Origin of the sequence: Flavobacterium limi (genome assembly GCF_010645075.1) — a bacterium.
Taxonomy (GTDB): Bacteria; Bacteroidota; Bacteroidia; order Flavobacteriales; family Flavobacteriaceae; genus Flavobacterium; species Flavobacterium limi.
Genome location: NZ_JAADZV010000005.1, coordinates 380,191 through 398,265, shown reverse-complemented (window position 1 = coordinate 398,265; position 18,075 = coordinate 380,191). Strand labels below are relative to the sequence as shown.

At 32.8% G+C, this 18,075-nt stretch carries 14 protein-coding genes; 9 read left to right on the top strand and 5 right to left on the bottom strand.

Annotation, left to right across the window (positions count from 1 at the left end):
- Positions 1–202: 202 nt before the first annotated feature.
- Positions 203–2,320, top strand: a complete 2,118-nt coding sequence (gene recQ, locus GXM16_RS13060) for a DNA helicase RecQ (protein ID WP_163394875.1) — start codon at positions 203–205, stop codon at positions 2,318–2,320.
- Positions 2,321–2,383: 63 nt separating this feature from the next.
- Here recQ and GXM16_RS13055 read toward each other — a convergent pair whose 3' ends face one another.
- From GXM16_RS13055 to lon, 3 genes are all read right to left on the bottom strand, one after another.
- Positions 2,384–2,806 carry an SRPBCC family protein gene (locus GXM16_RS13055; protein WP_163394874.1) on the bottom strand — a complete coding sequence of 141 codons (423 nt, stop codon included), beginning with the start codon at positions 2,804–2,806 and terminating at the stop codon, positions 2,384–2,386.
- Between the two features lie 78 nt (positions 2,807–2,884).
- Positions 2,885–3,757, bottom strand: a complete 873-nt coding sequence (locus GXM16_RS23010; RefSeq protein WP_163394873.1) for a helix-turn-helix domain-containing protein — start codon at positions 3,755–3,757, stop codon at positions 2,885–2,887.
- A gap of 85 nt (positions 3,758–3,842) precedes the next feature.
- Positions 3,843–6,296 carry an endopeptidase La gene (gene lon / locus GXM16_RS13045; protein WP_163394872.1) on the bottom strand — a complete coding sequence of 818 codons (2,454 nt, stop codon included), beginning with the start codon at positions 6,294–6,296 and terminating at the stop codon, positions 3,843–3,845.
- Between the two features lie 285 nt (positions 6,297–6,581).
- Here lon and GXM16_RS13040 point away from each other — a divergent pair, with 285 nt between their 5' ends.
- From GXM16_RS13040 to GXM16_RS13025, 4 genes are all read left to right on the top strand, one after another.
- Complete coding sequence (locus GXM16_RS13040; protein WP_163394871.1) at positions 6,582–7,136, top strand: RNA polymerase sigma factor; 555 nt, start codon at positions 6,582–6,584, stop codon at positions 7,134–7,136.
- Between the two features lie 70 nt (positions 7,137–7,206).
- A complete protein-coding gene (locus tag GXM16_RS13035) occupies positions 7,207–7,743 on the top strand; it encodes an anti-sigma factor (protein ID WP_163394870.1) in 537 nt (178 codons plus the stop codon).
- Positions 7,727–8,788, top strand: coding sequence for a DUF4097 family beta strand repeat-containing protein (locus GXM16_RS13030; RefSeq protein WP_163394869.1), 1,062 nt, complete (start codon positions 7,727–7,729; stop codon positions 8,786–8,788). Before GXM16_RS13035 ends, GXM16_RS13030 begins: the two co-directional genes overlap by 17 nt.
- A 157-nt stretch (positions 8,789–8,945) precedes the next feature.
- A complete protein-coding gene (locus tag GXM16_RS13025) occupies positions 8,946–9,833 on the top strand; it encodes a carbon-nitrogen hydrolase (protein WP_163394868.1) in 888 nt (295 codons plus the stop codon).
- Between the two features lie 79 nt (positions 9,834–9,912).
- On the opposite strand, the gene GXM16_RS13020 is transcribed toward GXM16_RS13025, so the two are convergent.
- Positions 9,913–11,181 (bottom strand): OmpA family protein, encoded by a 1,269-nt coding sequence (locus GXM16_RS13020; RefSeq protein ID WP_163394867.1) that lies wholly within the window; start codon positions 11,179–11,181, stop codon positions 9,913–9,915.
- A gap of 602 nt (positions 11,182–11,783) precedes the next feature.
- Here GXM16_RS13020 and GXM16_RS13015 point away from each other — a divergent pair.
- Positions 11,784–12,824, top strand: a complete 1,041-nt coding sequence (locus GXM16_RS13015) for an agmatine deiminase family protein (protein WP_163394866.1) — start codon at positions 11,784–11,786, stop codon at positions 12,822–12,824.
- Positions 12,825–12,964: 140 nt separating this feature from the next.
- On the opposite strand, the gene fahA is transcribed toward GXM16_RS13015, so the two are convergent.
- A complete protein-coding gene (gene fahA, locus GXM16_RS13010) occupies positions 12,965–14,248 on the bottom strand; it encodes a fumarylacetoacetase (RefSeq protein ID WP_163394865.1) in 1,284 nt (427 codons plus the stop codon).
- A 108-nt stretch (positions 14,249–14,356) separates the two neighbouring features.
- Between fahA and glyA the strand changes: the two genes are divergently transcribed.
- From glyA to porX, 3 genes are all read left to right on the top strand, one after another.
- A complete protein-coding gene (glyA, locus tag GXM16_RS13005) occupies positions 14,357–15,631 on the top strand; it encodes a serine hydroxymethyltransferase (RefSeq protein WP_163394864.1) in 1,275 nt (424 codons plus the stop codon).
- Positions 15,632–15,766: 135 nt separating this feature from the next.
- Entirely contained in the window at positions 15,767–16,360 is a 594-nt protein-coding gene (locus GXM16_RS13000) for a MiaE family protein (protein ID WP_163394863.1), read from the top strand.
- Positions 16,361–16,485: 125 nt separating this feature from the next.
- Positions 16,486–18,039, top strand: a complete 1,554-nt coding sequence (gene porX / locus GXM16_RS12995; RefSeq protein WP_163394862.1) for a T9SS response regulator signal transducer PorX — start codon at positions 16,486–16,488, stop codon at positions 18,037–18,039.
- Positions 18,040–18,075 lie beyond the last annotated feature (36 nt).

Here is an 18,075-nt window from a genome sequence, read left to right as displayed (position 1 = left end):
GTGCGCTTTATATAGCGCAACTCTTGAATCTTTTCCATAAGGATACTTTTTGTGTATCGCTATTTCAGGACAAGACACATACTAAATAAATTAAAGGAACTCTAAATCAGGGTTCCTTTTTTTTTATAACCTAAACTTCAATAATTTAAAAAATAAGAAAAATATTATATTTTATTATATCTTTGGAAAAAATATAAGCCTAATGAATTCAGAAATACTACATGCCAAACTAAAAGAAAATTTTGGTTTTGAAAAATTCAGACCCAATCAGGAGAATATAATCAATACTATTCTTTCAGGTCAGGATACGTTGGCTATTATGCCAACAGGAGGAGGGAAATCAATATGTTTTCAGCTGCCTGCTTTAATTCTTCCCGGAATTACTATTGTTATTTCTCCTTTAATTGCACTAATGAAAGATCAGGTTGACAGTCTAAAAACTAACGGAATTTCAGCTTGTTACATTAATAGCAGCCAATCCAGTGAAGAACAGCAATTTTATATTGACAATTTAAAATCAAATCACTTTAAGCTTGTTTATATTGCTCCGGAAAGCTTATCTTATTTGGATGTAGTGTTTAACCAACTAACAATCAGCCTGATTGCAATTGATGAAGCACATTGTATTTCGTCTTGGGGACACGATTTTCGTCCAGCTTATACGAATTTGGGATACTTAAAAAACCGCTTCCCTTCTACTCCAATTTTGGCTTTAACAGCTACGGCAGATAAAGCAACACGTACCGATATTACAAAGCAACTGAACTTAAAAAATTCAAAAACCTTTATTGCTTCTTTCGACAGAAAAAATTTAAGCCTTGAAGTTCGCCCGGCACTGGATCGTGTGAAACAAATCATAGATTTTATAGAAAACAAACCGAATGAGTCCGGTATTATTTATTGTCTGAGCAGAAAAACTACTGAAGAATTAGCTGAAAAACTAAAAAAAAATGGCATTACTGCAAAAGCCTACCATGCCGGACTGGATAATACTGTCCGGGCTAAAACTCAGGATGAATTTATAAATGATGATTGTCAGGTAGTTTGTGCAACAATTGCCTTCGGTATGGGAATTGACAAATCAAATGTCCGATGGGTCATTCATTATAATTTACCAAAAAACATTGAAGGTTATTATCAGGAAATTGGTCGTGCCGGCCGTGACGGATTACCAGCAGAAACAGTTTTGTTTGAAAGTTATGCAGATGTAATTCAGCTTCAGAAATTTGCTTCAGAAGGTTTAAATTCAGACGTACAGCTAGCCAAATTAGACCGAATGAAACAGTATGCAGATGCTTTAAGCTGCAGAAGAAAAATTCTGCTTTCTTACTTTGGGGAATTAGTTACAGAAAACTGCGGCAACTGTGATATCTGCAAAAATCCTCCAACTTTTTTCGACGGTACAATTTTGGCGCAAAAAGCGTTATCAGCTATTACCCGTTTAAAGGAATCTGAGCCTTTAGCAGTAATTGTAGATTTTTTAAGAGGTTCAAAAAATGCTTATATCTACGAAAAAAACTATCAGGAATTAAAAACATACGGAATTGGCGCTGATATTTCCTGGTACGACTGGAATCAGTATCTAATTCAGCTAATTAATTTAGGCTATTGCGAAATTGCCTTTCATCAACACAATAAAATTTTACTAACTCCCTTTGCAAAAAAAGTTTTGTTTGAAGATGAAAAAGTAAAATTAACAACTGTTGTTAAGAAAATAATTGACAAAAACGAAATCAAAGAATCTAAAGTAAAATCAAAACCTGCGGCAAACTCTCTTTTTGAAACACTTCGAAAATTGCGTTATGAAATTGCGAAAGAAGATGAAGTTCCTGCTTATGTCATTTTCAGTGATGCCGCTTTGAGACAAATGGAAACTTTACGACCGATGAGTGATGAAGAATTTCTGGCAATTGACGGTGTTGGAAAAACAAAACTCGAAAAATACGGTTCTGAATTTATAAATGCTATTGTTGAATTTCAAAAAAGTAAAACTTCAAATACTAAAGTAAAAAAAGAAAGTGCTACTTATAAAACCACTTTAGAAATGTTTGAAAAAGGAGTTTCTGTTGAAGAAATCGCTGAAACAAGAAAATTAGGAATTTCAACCGTCATTTCACATTTAGCAAAATTATATTTAGACGGAGTTGATATTGATGTAAGTCAATTTATTTCTAATGAAGAAGTTACACAATTAGAAAAAGCACAGGCTGAACTCGAAAATCCAAATGCTTTAAAATCTTATTACGACCATTTTGAAGAAAAAATGGGATATGATAAAATCAGGTTCGGTCTTGCTGTGCTGGAAAAAAAGAAGCGATAAAAACTAAAATCCAAATTCCGCTACTGTAATCTACAGTTCAGAATTTGGATTTTTTATCAAAACCTATTTATCCAAATTCGATAAAAAAGTTTCCTGAAAGTTTTTAATTGTAACATTCATTTCTTCTGCTTGCTGAATTTCAACATCATATATTGATTCAAATTTCACATTACATTTATCATCTTCTTTAGGACTAATTTCAAAAATACCTTCATAATTATAGACTGGCATTGGTGTTGATAAAATAATGAATTTCATAACTAATATGCTTTCATCAATATACGTCAGTTCTTCTTTAATCTCAGCTCCGCCTTTTATATAAATTGTTCTGACAGCACCTATTCCATTTCCTTCTACAATTACTTTTTCAATAAGATCGGGTACAAATTTCTCCGTTCCTCCAAAACCGACTAATTTCTTCCAGACTTTTTCAGCATCAAGATTTACTATCACTTCTGATATTTGACTAACTTTTATTTTACTCATTTTTACAATTTTTTATTTTGGGTAAAAGTATAATTGTGAAAAAGAACAAAATTTAGGTTCTTATCGAAAGTATCAATATTAGTTCAAAAGTTTATCTGTTCTTTTTTTAATAAGAAATTGTTTTGGGGAAATACCAAATTGCTTTCCGAACAAAGCAATAAAATACGAAACATTTTCATAACCCGCTTCTACCGAAATTTGTTCAATATTTAAATCTGTGGAGGTTAAAAGTTCAACAGCTTTTTCAAGACGTTTTTTAATAATCCATTTTTTAGGAGGCATTTCAAATTTTCGTTGAAAGTCTCTGTTGAAAGAAGAAATACTTCTTCCTGCTAAAAAGGCATAATCTTCAACAGACAAAGGTTTATCAAAGTTTTCCAACATTAATTCTTCCAGATTTCTTTTCTTTTTTTCATTTATGGAAAGTAAAATCTGAATTAAATGATCCTGCTGTAATGAATTATAAATTAAATACAATAACTCTAAAAGTTTCAGTTTTGTAACTTCTTTATTTGCATTTTCAGTATATACTTTCAGTATTGATTCGGTAAAAATCCGAATGTTTTCTGAATAATCCAGTAACAAAGAAGGATTTGAAACCGGAGTATCGATTGATTTAATACCAGCTAAAAATTCATGAATGATTTTTTCTTCAAAAAAGTAAAAAACAGCTTCAAATTCGTCATTTTCAGGCAGAACATCCGAAATCATATATCTGCCTTTTGGTATAAAAACCAATTGATTCTGACCGACAGAAAATCTTTCTTCTTCGTAATAAGTTTCAATATTTAGTTTTCCTTTTAAAACAACAGACAAAACATGAGATGATACATAATGATCTGTATTAAGATCTATCGTGTCCATTGTTTTATGAACAATACAAGACAGACCATCTACCATTATTTTTCTAACATTTTTATGCTGATATAAAAGCTGAGGAACTACTTTCATGTTCTTAAAAGTTAAAATTCCAAACTCCAGCCTGATGTTCAGTTTGGAATTTGGAATTTATAATTATTAGAATTTAACTTAAAGTTTATTTCAATGTTTTGGCATTTTTCACATTCTGATCTGTCAAAGCCAAAGTCAAAACCTCGCTCATTTCTTTCACATAATGAAAGCTCAGACCTTCCAGATATTCTGCTTTGATTTCGTCAATATCAGATTTATTTTCGTGACACAAGATAATTTCTTTAATACCAGCTCTTTTTGCAGCTAAGATTTTTTCTTTAATTCCGCCAACTGGTAAAACTTTTCCTCGAAGGGTAATTTCTCCTGTCATGGCTAAACTTTTCTTTACTTTCTTTTGAGTTAATAAAGAAACTAGCGAAGTCAACATTGCTATACCTGCACTTGGTCCGTCTTTTGGCGTAGCGCCTTCAGGTACGTGTAAATGAATATTATATTTTTGAAACAATGAAATATCAAGTCCTAACTTTTTAGCATTCGCTTTAATGTATTCTAAAGCAATTGTAGCCGATTCTTTCATTACAGTTCCTAAATTTCCTGTAATGCTTAAAGAACCTTTTCCTTCAGAAATCAAAGATTCTATAAACAAAATATCTCCACCTACACTTGTCCACGCAAGGCCTGTTACCACTCCGGCAACATCATTGTTTTCATATTTATCACGCTCCAGTCTTGGTACGCCTAGAACCTTAATAATATCTTCGTCCGTAACTTTTTTGTTATACTCCTCTTCCATTGCAACTGCTTTTGCCGCATTACGAATGACCTGAGCAATTTTAGTTTCCAGATTACGAACACCTGATTCACGTGTATAACCTTCAACGATTTTCTCTAATTGTTTTTTACCAATAGTCAAATCTTTGGCTGTTAATCCGTGTGCCTCTAATTGTTTTGGGAACAGATGTCTTTTTGCAATTTCTACTTTTTCTTCGATGGTGTAACCTGACATTTTTATCACTTCCATTCTGTCGCGTAATGCCGGCTGAATAGCTGCCATATTATTTGAAGTTGCAATAAACATTACTTTAGATAAATCGTACCCCATTTCAAGGAAGTTGTCATAAAAAGCATTATTTTGTTCCGGATCTAAAACTTCTAATAAAGCTGAAGATGGATCACCACTATTTCCGCTTGAAAGTTTATCGATTTCATCTAAAATAAAAACAGGATTTGAAGTTCCGGCTTTTTTCAAACTTTGAATAATTCGGCCTGGCATTGCTCCGATATAGGTTTTTCTGTGTCCGCGGATTTCTGCTTCGTCACGCAAACCTCCTAAAGATATACGTACATATTCACGCCCAAGAGCCTCCGCAACAGAACGCCCAATTGACGTTTTACCAACTCCTGGAGGTCCTGTTAAACATATAATTGGCGACTTCATATCATTTCGCAATTTTAAAACTGCTAAATGTTCAATCATTCTTTTCTTAACTTCATCAAGTCCGAAATGATCTTTGTCTAATATCTTCTGAGCAAATTTTAAATCGAATTTATCTTTAGAATATTCACCCCATGGCAATTCTAAAAACAATTCCAAGTAGTTACGCTGAATTCCAAAGTCAGGCGATTGTGGGTTCATTCTGCGCATTTTAGATAATTCTTTCTCGAAATGTTTCTGCGTTTTTTCGTCCCACTTTTTGGTTTTCGCTTTCTGCCCCATTTCGTCCATTTCTTCTTCCTGTGAAACGCCACCCAGTTCTTCCTGAATGGTTTTCATTTGCTGATGAAGGAAATATTCACGCTGTTGCTGGTCTAAATCAAAACGAACTTTTGACTGAATATCATTCTTCAATTCTAATTTCTGAAGTTCAATATTCATATAGCGTAATGTTTCTAAAGCACGTTCTTTCAATCCGTTTATTGATAAAAGACCTTGTTTTTCTTTTACCGTTAAATTCATGTTTGAAGAAACAAAATTAATTAAAAACGACTGGCTTTCAATATTTTTAATTGCAAATGTAGCTTCAGATGGGATATTTGGACTTTCTTTTATAATCTGAATCGCTAATTCTTTTACAGAATCTAAAATAGCTGTAAATTCGGTATCATTATCATCAGGACGTTCTTCTGAAACTTCTTTGATGGTTGCAGTTAAATAAGGCTCTTCTGAAACAACCTCATCAATCTCGAAACGTTTTTTTCCCTGTAAAATAACAGTAACATTTCCATCAGGCATTTTTAAAACACGAAGAATTCTGGCTACAGTACCTATTTTATGAATATCATCCTTTGACGGATCTTCGTCTTCTTCATTAATCTGAGATACTACCCCAATAATTTTCCCATCGGCATTAGCATCATTAATCAATTTTATTGATTTATCCCTTCCTGCAGAAATTGGAATAACAACACCAGGAAATAAAACGGTATTTCTTAAAGGTAAAATTGGAAGCGAAACAGGAAGTTCTTCATTGTTCATTTCCTCTTCGTCTTCAGGAGTTAATAATGGAATTAATTCTGCCTCTGAGTCAAATTCCTGAAGTGACAGATTGTCAATAGTAAGTATTTTATGATTTGACATAATAATATATAAGTCGTTTTGTCATTAAAAGATTTATCCTGATCCCAAACATAAGCTAAGAAAGCAGTATTTTAAGTAAAAACATGCTAAAAATTGCCTTTGAAAATCAGGTCATAAAAATAGACAATCATTATGCCAAAAACAAAGACATTTGATTTGAAATATTATTTCAAAAACTATTTCATGCAATATTGACGGGCAATTATAAAAATTTACAATTAATTTTATCAAAAGTGTAACAAACCAAAAAAATTACGGTCATTATAAAAAATCAGCAATCATTACTTGAATATAACCAATCAAAATATCGAAGAATTAATCAGGCTTTGTAAAGAGAAAAATCAGAAAGCACAATTCGAAATTTACAATCGTTACTGTAAGGCAATGTACAATATAGCTTTTAGGATTGTAAAAGATGAGCATTTTGCACAGGACGTCATGCAGGAAGGTTTTTTGAGAGCTTTTACCAAGATTAATGATTATAAAGAGGAAGTTGCATTTGGAGCCTGGCTAAAAAAAATCATTATTAATTATAGTATTGATTTTTACAAAAAAAATAATGCTTTTCAAATGGACGATTTGAATAAGACGCTTTATAAAATTGAAGAAAATGATGGCATTTTATCTGAAAACATTGATTTTAATTCACTTAAAGTAAAACAGGTTTTGGATATAATTTCAGGATTAAAAGATAACTATCGTATGGTTTTGACACTCTTTTACATTGAAGGTTACGATCAGGAAGAGATTAGCGAGATCTTAAATATTAGCTATGCCAATTGCAGAACTACATTAAGCAGAGCTAAAGAAAATTTGCGAAAAAAATTAGAGGAAATATGAAATCGCCACTAGTTACAACACAAAAAAGGCGGCACCATGTGACACCTGCAAAAAATAAAATTTGGATGCTATGAAAAAGGAAAACGAAGAATTAGACAAATTATTTAAAAAATTTGAAAATCAGTGGGATATACAGGAAATGAATTCTGGTCATCAAATGGATTTTTTAAATAAACTGAACAAAAAACAACCTAAAAGAAATAATTATTCGGTTTGGGCCATTGCTGCTTCAATTGTACTACTATTAGGAATATCAATTTTTTACAATAGTACTGAAAAGCCTAAAGAATTCAAATTTGCATCAAAAGAAACCAAACAAACAGATTCTATTTTCAGTATTTTAATTGAAAATGAACTGGTTAAACTAAAAGAAAAAAGTTCACCGGAAAACGAACAAATAATAAACGATGCCTTAAAACAAATGAACGTTTTTGATGCTGATTATCAAAAAATATTAAAAGAAGTTCAAAAAAACGGTGAGAATAAACAAATTATTTACGCTATGATCAGCAACCTACAAACCCGAATATCTTTTTTACAAACGGTTTTACAACGAATTGAAGAAAACGAAAATTTAAAAATTACTACTTATGAAAAAACATTATAAATCACTGATTTTATTTATCTTAATTCCTTTCTTAGGATTTTCAAATGATGATACTTTTATTTCAAAACAAAAAAGTATCAAAAAAACCTACGTAGTAAATTCAAACGCAGGAATTGATATTGATAATAAATATGGGAGCATCACAGTATCTACCTGGAATGAAGATAAAATTGACCTTGATATTACGATAAAAGTAAACGGTCCGAATGAAAACTGGGTAAACGAAAAACTAAATGGTATTGATGTAGACATTACGGCTCTTAAGTCGATGGTTACAGCAATTACCAAAATTGGAAATTCATCCTTAAAAAGCAAAGGAAGCAGCAACAGCTTTGAAATTAATTATATCATTAAAATACCAAAAAACGGAATCGTAAAACTGAACAATAAATACGGTAATATTACCACTCTTGATTTAGAATCGACAACTGATATTAATTGTAAATATGGTAAAATTACACTCGGAAAACTAAACGGATCAAACAATCGTGTTCAAATCGAATATTGTCAAAATTCTGCTATTGATTATATCAAAAACGGAACAATCGAAGCACGTTATTCGGGTTTAAAGATTAATGATTCCGGTAATTTAATCTTAGACACAAATTACACCGATTTAGTAATTTCTGATGGTCAAACCGTTAAATACGATTGTAATTACGGAAATTTTAAATTTCAAAAAATAAATTCACTTTCAGGATCTGGCAATTACCTTACAATCAACGTTGCTGAAATTTCAAATACTATAAACATTGACGCTAATTACAGTAAAATAAATATTGGAATTATTACAGAAAAAGCTAATAATGTCAATATCAATTCCGGTTATTCTGATGTTTATCTGGGTTATGATACCAATTATACATTTGATTTTGATATAAACACCAAATACGGAAACATCAAAAAGGACAATTCTTTAGATATTTCGCTAACCGAAAACAAATCAACTTCAAAAAAAATTAGTGGCTATTATAAGAAAAAAGGTCAAAATAGAGTTACCGTCAGTTCGAATTACGGAAATGTTAGCTTAATCAAAAAACAATAACATACTTAGAACAGTTTTTCAATCATTAAAACACCTGTATCATTACCGGTGTTTTTTTATTAATAAATCAATACAGAAGTTTTAGTTTTTACACGAACTAGCATAGCTTTTGTCGTTCCTTCAAAAATTACTATTTTTGCACTCTAAATTTTATGTCATGTCGAAAAGAAAATATAAAATAGCCGTCGTTCAGTTAAACCTTAACGACGTTGCCGAAAATAATCTTAAAAAATGCATCCGCTGGGTGAAAGATGCTGCCAATAAAGGTGCCGAAGTTATCCTGCTGCCTGAATTATATAGCAGTCATTATTTTTGCCAGAGCGAGGATGTAGATAATTTTGCATTAGCAGAACCACTTTACAGCACTTCATTTATTGCTTTTAGCGAATTAGCAAAAGAACTGGGAGTTGTAATTATTGTTCCTTTCTTCGAAAAAAGAATGGCGGGCATTTACCACAATAGTGCTTACATTATTGATACTGACGGAACTGAAGCAGGTTTATACCGCAAAATGCATATTCCGGATGATCCACATTTTTATGAAAAATTTTATTTTACTCCTGGCGATTTAGGTTTTCAGGCAATTGAAACTAAAAAAGGAACTGTTGGTACATTAATTTGCTGGGATCAATGGTATCCTGAAGCAGCTCGTATTACAGCCTTAAAAGGTGCCGAAGTATTGTTTTATCCTACTGCAATTGGATGGCATCCAAAAGAAAAAGAGCAATACGGAGAAAACCAATATGGTGCCTGGATGAATGTTATGAAAGGGCATGCTGTCGCGAATGGTGTCTTCGTTGCCGCTGCCAACCGAATTGGTTTAGAACAATATATTGATGGAACTGACGGAATTCAGTTTTGGGGAGCTTCATTTATTGCCGGTCCTCAGGGTGAAATTTTAGCACAGGCATCTCATGATCAGGAAGAAATCCTAATTGCAGAAGTGGATTTGGACTTACAGGAAAATGTACGTCAGAACTGGCCATTTTTCAGAGACAGGCGAATTGATGCTTTTGGGGATATTACGAAAAGAGCTATTGATTAATTCAATTGGATTATTTATAAAATAAAAAGGCTGTTTCAAATATTTGAAACAGCCTTTTTTAAATATTATTTAATTTGTTTTATTTTACCTGGAAAGAAACTCTTCTAACGATTTGACGCGCTTCTTTTGATTTTTTATTTACAGAAGTATCTTCTCCGTTCGCAATTACGTTTAATCTTGAAGCATCAATTCCTGCATTTACCGCTACTTGTTTCACAGCCTCTGCTCTTTTTCTTGATAATTCAACATTGTAACTTGTACTTCCAATTTCATCTGCATAACCTACTACATCTGCAGTTTTATTTGGATTGTTTTTCAAGTATTTAACTAAGAAGTCAATACCGGATAAAGATGCAGTAGTTGGTTTAGAAGAATTAAAATCAAAGTACACATTAACGTATCCGTCATTAATTAATTGCTCTACAGTTGTATTTGTTGCAATACCATCACTTTTTTGACCATATGTTTTTTCTAAGTAACTTTCTAATTCATCAGGAACTCCATTTTGGTTATTATCAATTGATTGCCCTTTTGTATTTACTGCGACACCTGTAATAGAATTTGGTTCTAAATCATATAAATCAGCTACACCGTCTTTATCAGTATCTAAAAGACCTGTCTCAACCAATGCAACTCTTTTTTCTAAATCATCATATCTGTCTTCTTCACCAACCCAGTCAGCATGTTTTTGATTTTTACCCAAATAAACAGTCAATCCTACAGAAGCATTAATCAAAACCCCATCAAAAGCTCCTCCGCCTGTTACAGTACCCATTCCATCAAAATTAAAGTCCTGTTGAGCATTAATAATACCGGTAAGATCACCTGTCAATGCCACACGATTGCTTAATTTTATTTGTCCTGTCAAACCAAGAATTCCATTTGCCATGTAATCTTCACCATCTAAACCATCTTTTCCACTAATTTGAGAAGCACCAAGTCCACCATGAAGCAATAATCCTACTGTGTTTGTCCATGTTTCAAAATTTAAGGCTCTGCTAAGATTTATAACACCTTGCAAACTGGTTCTTAAGTATCTGCTTTCGAATTCTGGTGAGTCATTTTTTTCTTTGAATTGATCGTATCCAAAATCCAGCTTCAAACCAAACTTTGGATTAAACATATATCTTACTCCTAAGTCTGCATGAAACGGATTAATACCTGCTGTATAATAGCCCGGTGTCATTGCTCTTGTTGGTTTATTTACACCGCCGTTTAATTCAATAGACCATTGATTATATTCGGTTTTATCAATAGAGGGTTCAGTTGAAGTTGCTGTTGTCCCATTTTGAGCACTCGCTATAAATGACAGCATTAAAAATGTTAAGGAAGCTAATTTTTTTTTCATAATATCTAAGTGTTTTAAATTTACATTTTAAGTTTTAACATCTGTAATAATTTATTGTGAGATCGTTTAAAACTCACAACAAACTTATGTTAATGACTAAAAAAAAGCGTTCCATTCATCATTTGATTTTTTACATAATTCCCATACAGTAGGTTTTTAATGGGGACAAATGAATTTTAGCTTTTTTAAAACAACTTGGGGCGATATTTCAAATAACAACTTTAAATTTAAATTTAGATTTCATAAACTTATTGAAATCATGAAAAATCCAATGATTTTATAAATGGATATTTATCTCAATGAAACTTTAACATAAAAAACTATTAAACTTCAATTTAAATTAATCATATTATTCAGGGTAAAATTAATGTTTTTTTTTAGAAATAAATTTTTTATTATAAAATATTTCATTTTTATCTTAATGAAATATTAGTAAAAAAGTAAAAACCAATTATTATTTGCAAAGATTTTTGTTTTAGAGTGCTTTTTTTGAATTATTTACTGAATTTCAGAATCTTAGATATAATTCTCTTCAAAAGTTTATATTGTTTCATAATCCTAATGAATGCTTATCTTTGTACTCTTATAATTAGAAAACTTTTATGACAGTAAATAATAGACGATTTCCTGCAGAATGGGAGAAACAACAGGGAATTATATTGTGTTTTCCTCATAACGGGAATGATTGGCCAGGAAAATATGAGGCGGTTCAATGGGCATTTATTGAATTTATTAAAAAGGTAGCCACTTTTGAAACTGTCTTTTTAGTAGTAGCCGATGAGAAATTAAAAGAAAAAGTGTTCGAAATGCTGGAAAGAGCCCGTGTCAATATTGTAAACGTATCTTTTATCATTCATAAAACAAACAGAAGCTGGATGCGTGATTCGGGGCCAATTATAGTGAAAAATGGTTCTGAAAGAGAAGCTTTAAATTTCAATTTTAACGGTTGGGCAAAATACAAAAATTATCAGCTAGATAAATTTGTCCCGGTTAAAATAGCTGATTTTATTAATATTCCGTTAACTCAGGTTATTTACAAAGGAAAACCAGTAATTGTTGAAGGTGGCGCAATTGATGTAAACGGAAAAGGAACTTTATTAACTTCTGAAGAATGCTTAATGCACCCTACAATTCAGGTCCGAAATCCCGGTTTTACCAAAGAAGATTACGAAGCAGTTTTTAAAGAGTATCTTGGAATAACTAATGTAATTTGGTTAGGTGACGGAATTGAGGGGGATGACACCCACGGGCATATTGACGACCTTTGCAGATTTGTAAACGAAGATACAATTGTAACAATTGTAGAAACTGATAAAAACGATTCTAATTATAAACCTTTACAGGATAACTTGAAACGTTTACAAAATGCAAAATTAGAAAATGGCAAATCTCCTGTAATAGTAGCTTTACCAATGCCAAAACGTGTTGATTTCGAAGATTTGAGGTTACCGGCAAGTTATGCTAATTTTTTAATATTAAACAAATGTGTTTTAGTACCAACATTTAATGATAGTAATGACAGAGTTGCATTAAATATATTATCAGAATGCTTTCCCGACAGAGAAGTGATCGGTATTAGCTGTATTGATTTCATTTGGGGATTCGGAACACTTCATTGTTTAAGCCAGCAGATTCCTGCTTAGTAATAATTTTGACCGATTAGAGAATCATTTTAACCTTTTAAGCTGTGTGGTATAAAAAAAGAAAAGCTTGTTAGAATTAACTAACAAGCTTTTCTTTTATAACAAAATCATAATACTGATTAAAAAATACTATCTTCTCTTCATTGTCTGATAAAAGGCGGTAACAATTGACTTGCTACTTCTCCAAAACCAATTCGAACTTCAGCATTTTCACAGAAACCACGAATAATTACAGTATCATTATCTTCAATAAATTTACGTTCACTTCCATCGTTTAATGTAAGCGGATTTTTTCCACCCCATGTTAATTCTAACATAGAACCAAAACTATCAGGAGTTGGGCCTGAAATAGTTCCTGACCCCATCATATCACCAGAATTGACACGGCATCCGTTTGAAGTATGATGCGCCAGCTGTTGACTCATAGACCAGTATAAATATTTAAAATTGGATTTAGAAACAACAGTTTCTTCCTGATCTTCAGGTTTAAGCGCTACTTCAAGATGAATATCAAAAGCTTTTTTCCCTTTTGTCTGTAAATACGGAAGTGGTGTCGGGTCCTGTTTTGGTCCCTTTGTCCTGAAAGGTTCTAAAGCATCCATTGTTACAATCCAGGGAGAAATTGATGTTGCAAAACTTTTTGCAAGAAAAGGTCCTAATGGAACATATTCCCATTTTTGGATATCACGAGCGCTCCAGTCGTTCAGTAAAACCATTCCGAAAATATAATCTTCTGCTTCGTAAGTTGAAATATTTTCACCCATTACATTCACATCAGTAGTAATAAAAGCGGTTTCTAATTCAAAATCTACCAGACGGGACGGTCCAAAAACAGGGTATTTTTCACCAGCCGGCAAAATTTGTCCCATCGGTCTGTGTACCGGAATTCCGGATGGTACAATAGTAGAACTTCTTCCGTGATAACCTACCGGAATATGCAGCCAGTTGGGCAACAATGCATTTTCAGGGTCACGGAACATTTTACCTACATTTGTAGCATGTTCCCTGCTTGAATAGAAATCAGTATAATCACCAATTAAAACCGGCAATTGCATCTCGACATCATCTATTGCAAAAATTACAATATCACGATCTTTTTCCGAATCTCTAAGCTGTGGATTTTCCGCATCAAAAATATCTGCAATACGGTTTCGAACCAATCGCCATGTTTTTTTTCCGTCAGAAATAAAATCATTCAGTGTATCCTGCATGAACATATCATCTGTTAAATCTATCCCTTCAAAATAGTTCAATTGCTGTAAAGCTCCTAAATCTATAGCGTAATCTCCAATTCTGGTTCCTACTGTAACGACATTTTCTTTGGTAAGAAATACGCCGAAAGGAATATTCTGGATAGGAAAATCGCTGTTCTCTGATACATCCAGCCATGATTTTCTTTTGGTATCGTTGGCGGTTATTGGCATGTGAATGTTAATTATTTGTTGAAAAATTCTATGTCAAATATATCATAATCTAACAGTTTCACAAACGTTTTTTTGTATTTTTGCAGGAAATTAACGAAAAACGAAAAAATGCAACGCGACGAACAAATTTTTGACCTTATATTAGAGGAACAAGACAGACAAATTCACGGATTAGAACTTATTGCTTCAGAAAACTTCGTAAGTGATGAAGTAATTGAAGCTGCTGGTTCAGTTTTAACAAATAAATATGCTGAAGGATATCCTGGCAAAAGATACTATGGCGGTTGCGAAGTAGTTGACGTTATTGAGCAGATTGCAATTGACAGAGCTAAAGAATTATTTGGTGCTGAATATGCAAACGTACAGCCTCACTCTGGTTCTCAGGCAAATGCTTCTGTTTTTCATGCATGCTTACAGCCGGGTGATACAATTTTAGGATTTGATTTATCACACGGTGGTCACCTCACACACGGTTCTCCAGTAAACTTTTCAGGACGTGTTTACAACCCTGTTTTTTATGGAGTTGATAAAGAAACCGGTAGATTGGATTATGATAAAATTCAGGAAATTGCTACTAAAGAGCAGCCAAAATTAATCATCGCAGGAGCTTCGGCTTATTCGCGTGATATGGATTTTGAGCGTTTCAGAGCAATTGCTGACAGCGTTGGTGCAATTTTAATGGCAGATATTTCTCATCCTGCTGGTTTAATCGCAAAGGGATTATTAAATGACCCAATTCCACATTGCCATATTGTAACTACTACAACCCACAAAACATTGCGTGGACCAAGAGGTGGTTTAATTTTAATGGGTAAAGATTTTGAAAACCCTTGGGGATTAAAAACGCCAAAAGGTGAAATCAGAATGATGTCTGCTTTATTGGATCTTGCTGTTTTCCCAGGAAATCAGGGTGGACCATTAATGCACATTATCGCTGCTAAAGCGGTTGCTTTTGGCGAAGCTTTAAAAGATGAGTTCTTTACTTATGCGATGCAATTGCAAAAAAATGCTAATGCTATGGCAGATGCTTTCGTAAAAAGAGGATATAACATTATCTCTGGCGGAACTGATAACCACATGATGCTAATCGACTTAAGAAATAAAAACATTTCCGGAAAAGAGGCTGAAAATGCATTGGTAAAAGCAGAAATCACGGTAAACAAAAATATGGTTCCTTTTGATGATAAATCACCATTTGTAACTTCAGGAATACGTGTTGGAACAGCTGCAATCACTACTCGTGGTTTAGTAGAAAAAGATATGGAAACTATCGTAGCTTTAATCGATAAAGTACTTGTTGACCATACAAATGAAGCACTTATAGAAGAAGTAGCCAACGAAGTAAATGAAATGATGAGCGAAAGACCAATTTTCGTTTACTAAAAATTAGTCATAAAGTTTTAAAGTCGAAAGTCAAAAGCCTTTAACAGAATGTAAATTTCTGTTTTAGTTTTGACCTTCGACTTTTGTTTTAATGACTTTGTAACTTATGACTTTTAAACTTTAAGACTTTAAAAAATGGGCGTACTTAGATTACAATTGCCAACCGACCCAAGATGGGTAAATATTGTTGAGAAAAACATAGAGGAAATCCTGACCGATCACGCATGGTGTGAGCAAAAAGCAGCTACAAATGCAATTACAATTATCACCAATAATCCTGAACATCAGGATCTGGTAAAAGATCTATTAGCTTTAGCCAAAGAAGAAATCGATCATTTCGAACAAGTCCATAATATCATCATAAAAAGAGGATTAAAACTAGGACGCGAACGTAAAGATGATTATGTGAATGAATTATACCTGTATATGAAAAAAAGCGGAGACGGAAGCCGTGTTTCAGGTCTTGTTGAAAGATTATTATTTTCAGCAATGATTGAAGCCAGAAGCTGTGAACGTTTTAAAGTGCTTTCTGAAAATATTCAGGATGAAGAACTTGCCGTTTTTTACAGGAAATTAATGGAAAGCGAGGCGGGACACTACACTACTTTTATCACATACGCGCGTAAATACGGAACTGGAATTGATGTTGAAAAACGCTGGAGAGAATGGCTGGCCTTTGAAGAATCAATTATTACAAATTACGGTAAAGGCGAAACGATTCACGGATAATTTTATTTTTCTTCTGTTTTTTCTAAAATAAATAATTAGAACTGATCATTTAATTTTATACTATTTTTAATACTTTTTAAGTTATAGACTTTTAAATTGCAGTAAAATTAAAGTCAATTATGATTATGGATAAGATAAAAATACTTTGGGTCGATGATGAAATCGATCTTTTAAAACCTCATATATTATTTCTGGAGAAAAAAAACTATTCAGTTACCACATGCAACAATGGTTTGGATGCAATTGGCCTTTTTGAAGAAGAAAATTTCGACATTGTTTTTTTAGATGAAAATATGCCCGGAATGAGCGGTCTGGAAACACTTTCTGAAATGAAAGAAAAAAAATCCGCTACTCCTATGATTATGATTACCAAAAGTGAGGAAGAATACATCATGGAAGAAGCAATTGGGTCTAAAATTGCAGACTACCTGATAAAACCGGTAAATCCGAATCAGATTCTTCTAAGCTTAAAGAAAAACCTGGATCACTCCAGATTGATTTCCGAAAAAACAACTTTAGATTATCAGAAGGAGTTTAGAAAAATTTCCATGGAATTAGCTATGGTAAACTCTTATGAAGACTGGGTTGAATTATATAAAAAACTTTTATTCTGGGAATTAGAGCTTGAAAACATCAACGATCAGGCAATGATCGAAATCCTGGAATCGCAAAAAGTTGAAGCTAATTCGCAGTTTGGAAAATATATTGAACGAAATTACGAAGACTGGTTTGCTCCAAAAGCTGACAAACCAATTCAGTCTCACAATTTATTCAAAGAACTGGTTGTTCCGGAACTTAAAAAGAAAGACAAACCTGTGTTATTTGTTGTTATTGACAATCTGCGTTATGACCAGTGGAAATCTTTTGAAACTGTAATATCCAATTATTACAAGCTAGAAAAAGAAGTTCCTTATTTCTCCATACTTCCAACAGCTACACAATATGCACGAAACGCTATTTTCTCTGGTCTACTGCCAGTTGAAATGGAAAAACAATTTCCGGAATATTGGAAAAATGATGTAGAAGACGGCGGAAAAAACCTTTATGAAGCCGAGTTCCTTAGCGCGCAACTTAAACGCTTAGGACTAAACATCAAAGAAGATTATTTTAAAATCACCAATTATTCCGGCGGTAAAAAACTGGCAGAAAACTTCAAAGCTTTAAAAGGCAATGACCTGGTAACTGTCGTTTATAATTTTGTAGATATGTTGTCTCATGCCAAAACCGAAATGGAAGTTGTAAAAGAACTGGCTTCTGACGACAAGGCTTACCGTTCGCTGACTTTAAGCTGGTTTAAAAATTCACCTTTACTGGAAATTATTCAGCAGGCACAACTCCTGGGTTTCAAATTAATACTGACTACAGATCATGGGACGATAAATGTAAAAAACCCATCGAAAGTAGTTGGTGACAAGAATACAAGCCTAAATTTACGTTATAAAACAGGCCGTAGTTTGACGTACGAACAAAAAGACGTTTATGTAGTAAAAGAACCTAAAACTATCGGTTTACCAGCTATAAACATGAGCAGCTCATTTATTTTTGCAAAAAATGATCTGTTTTTAGCCTACGTGAACAACTACAATCATTATGTAAGTTATTATAAAAACACCTACCAGCATGGCGGAATTTCGCTTGAAGAAATGATTATTCCGTTTTTGGTATTTAATCCAAAATAAAAAGAATTTCAGTCCCGGTTTTTTAATTCCGGGACT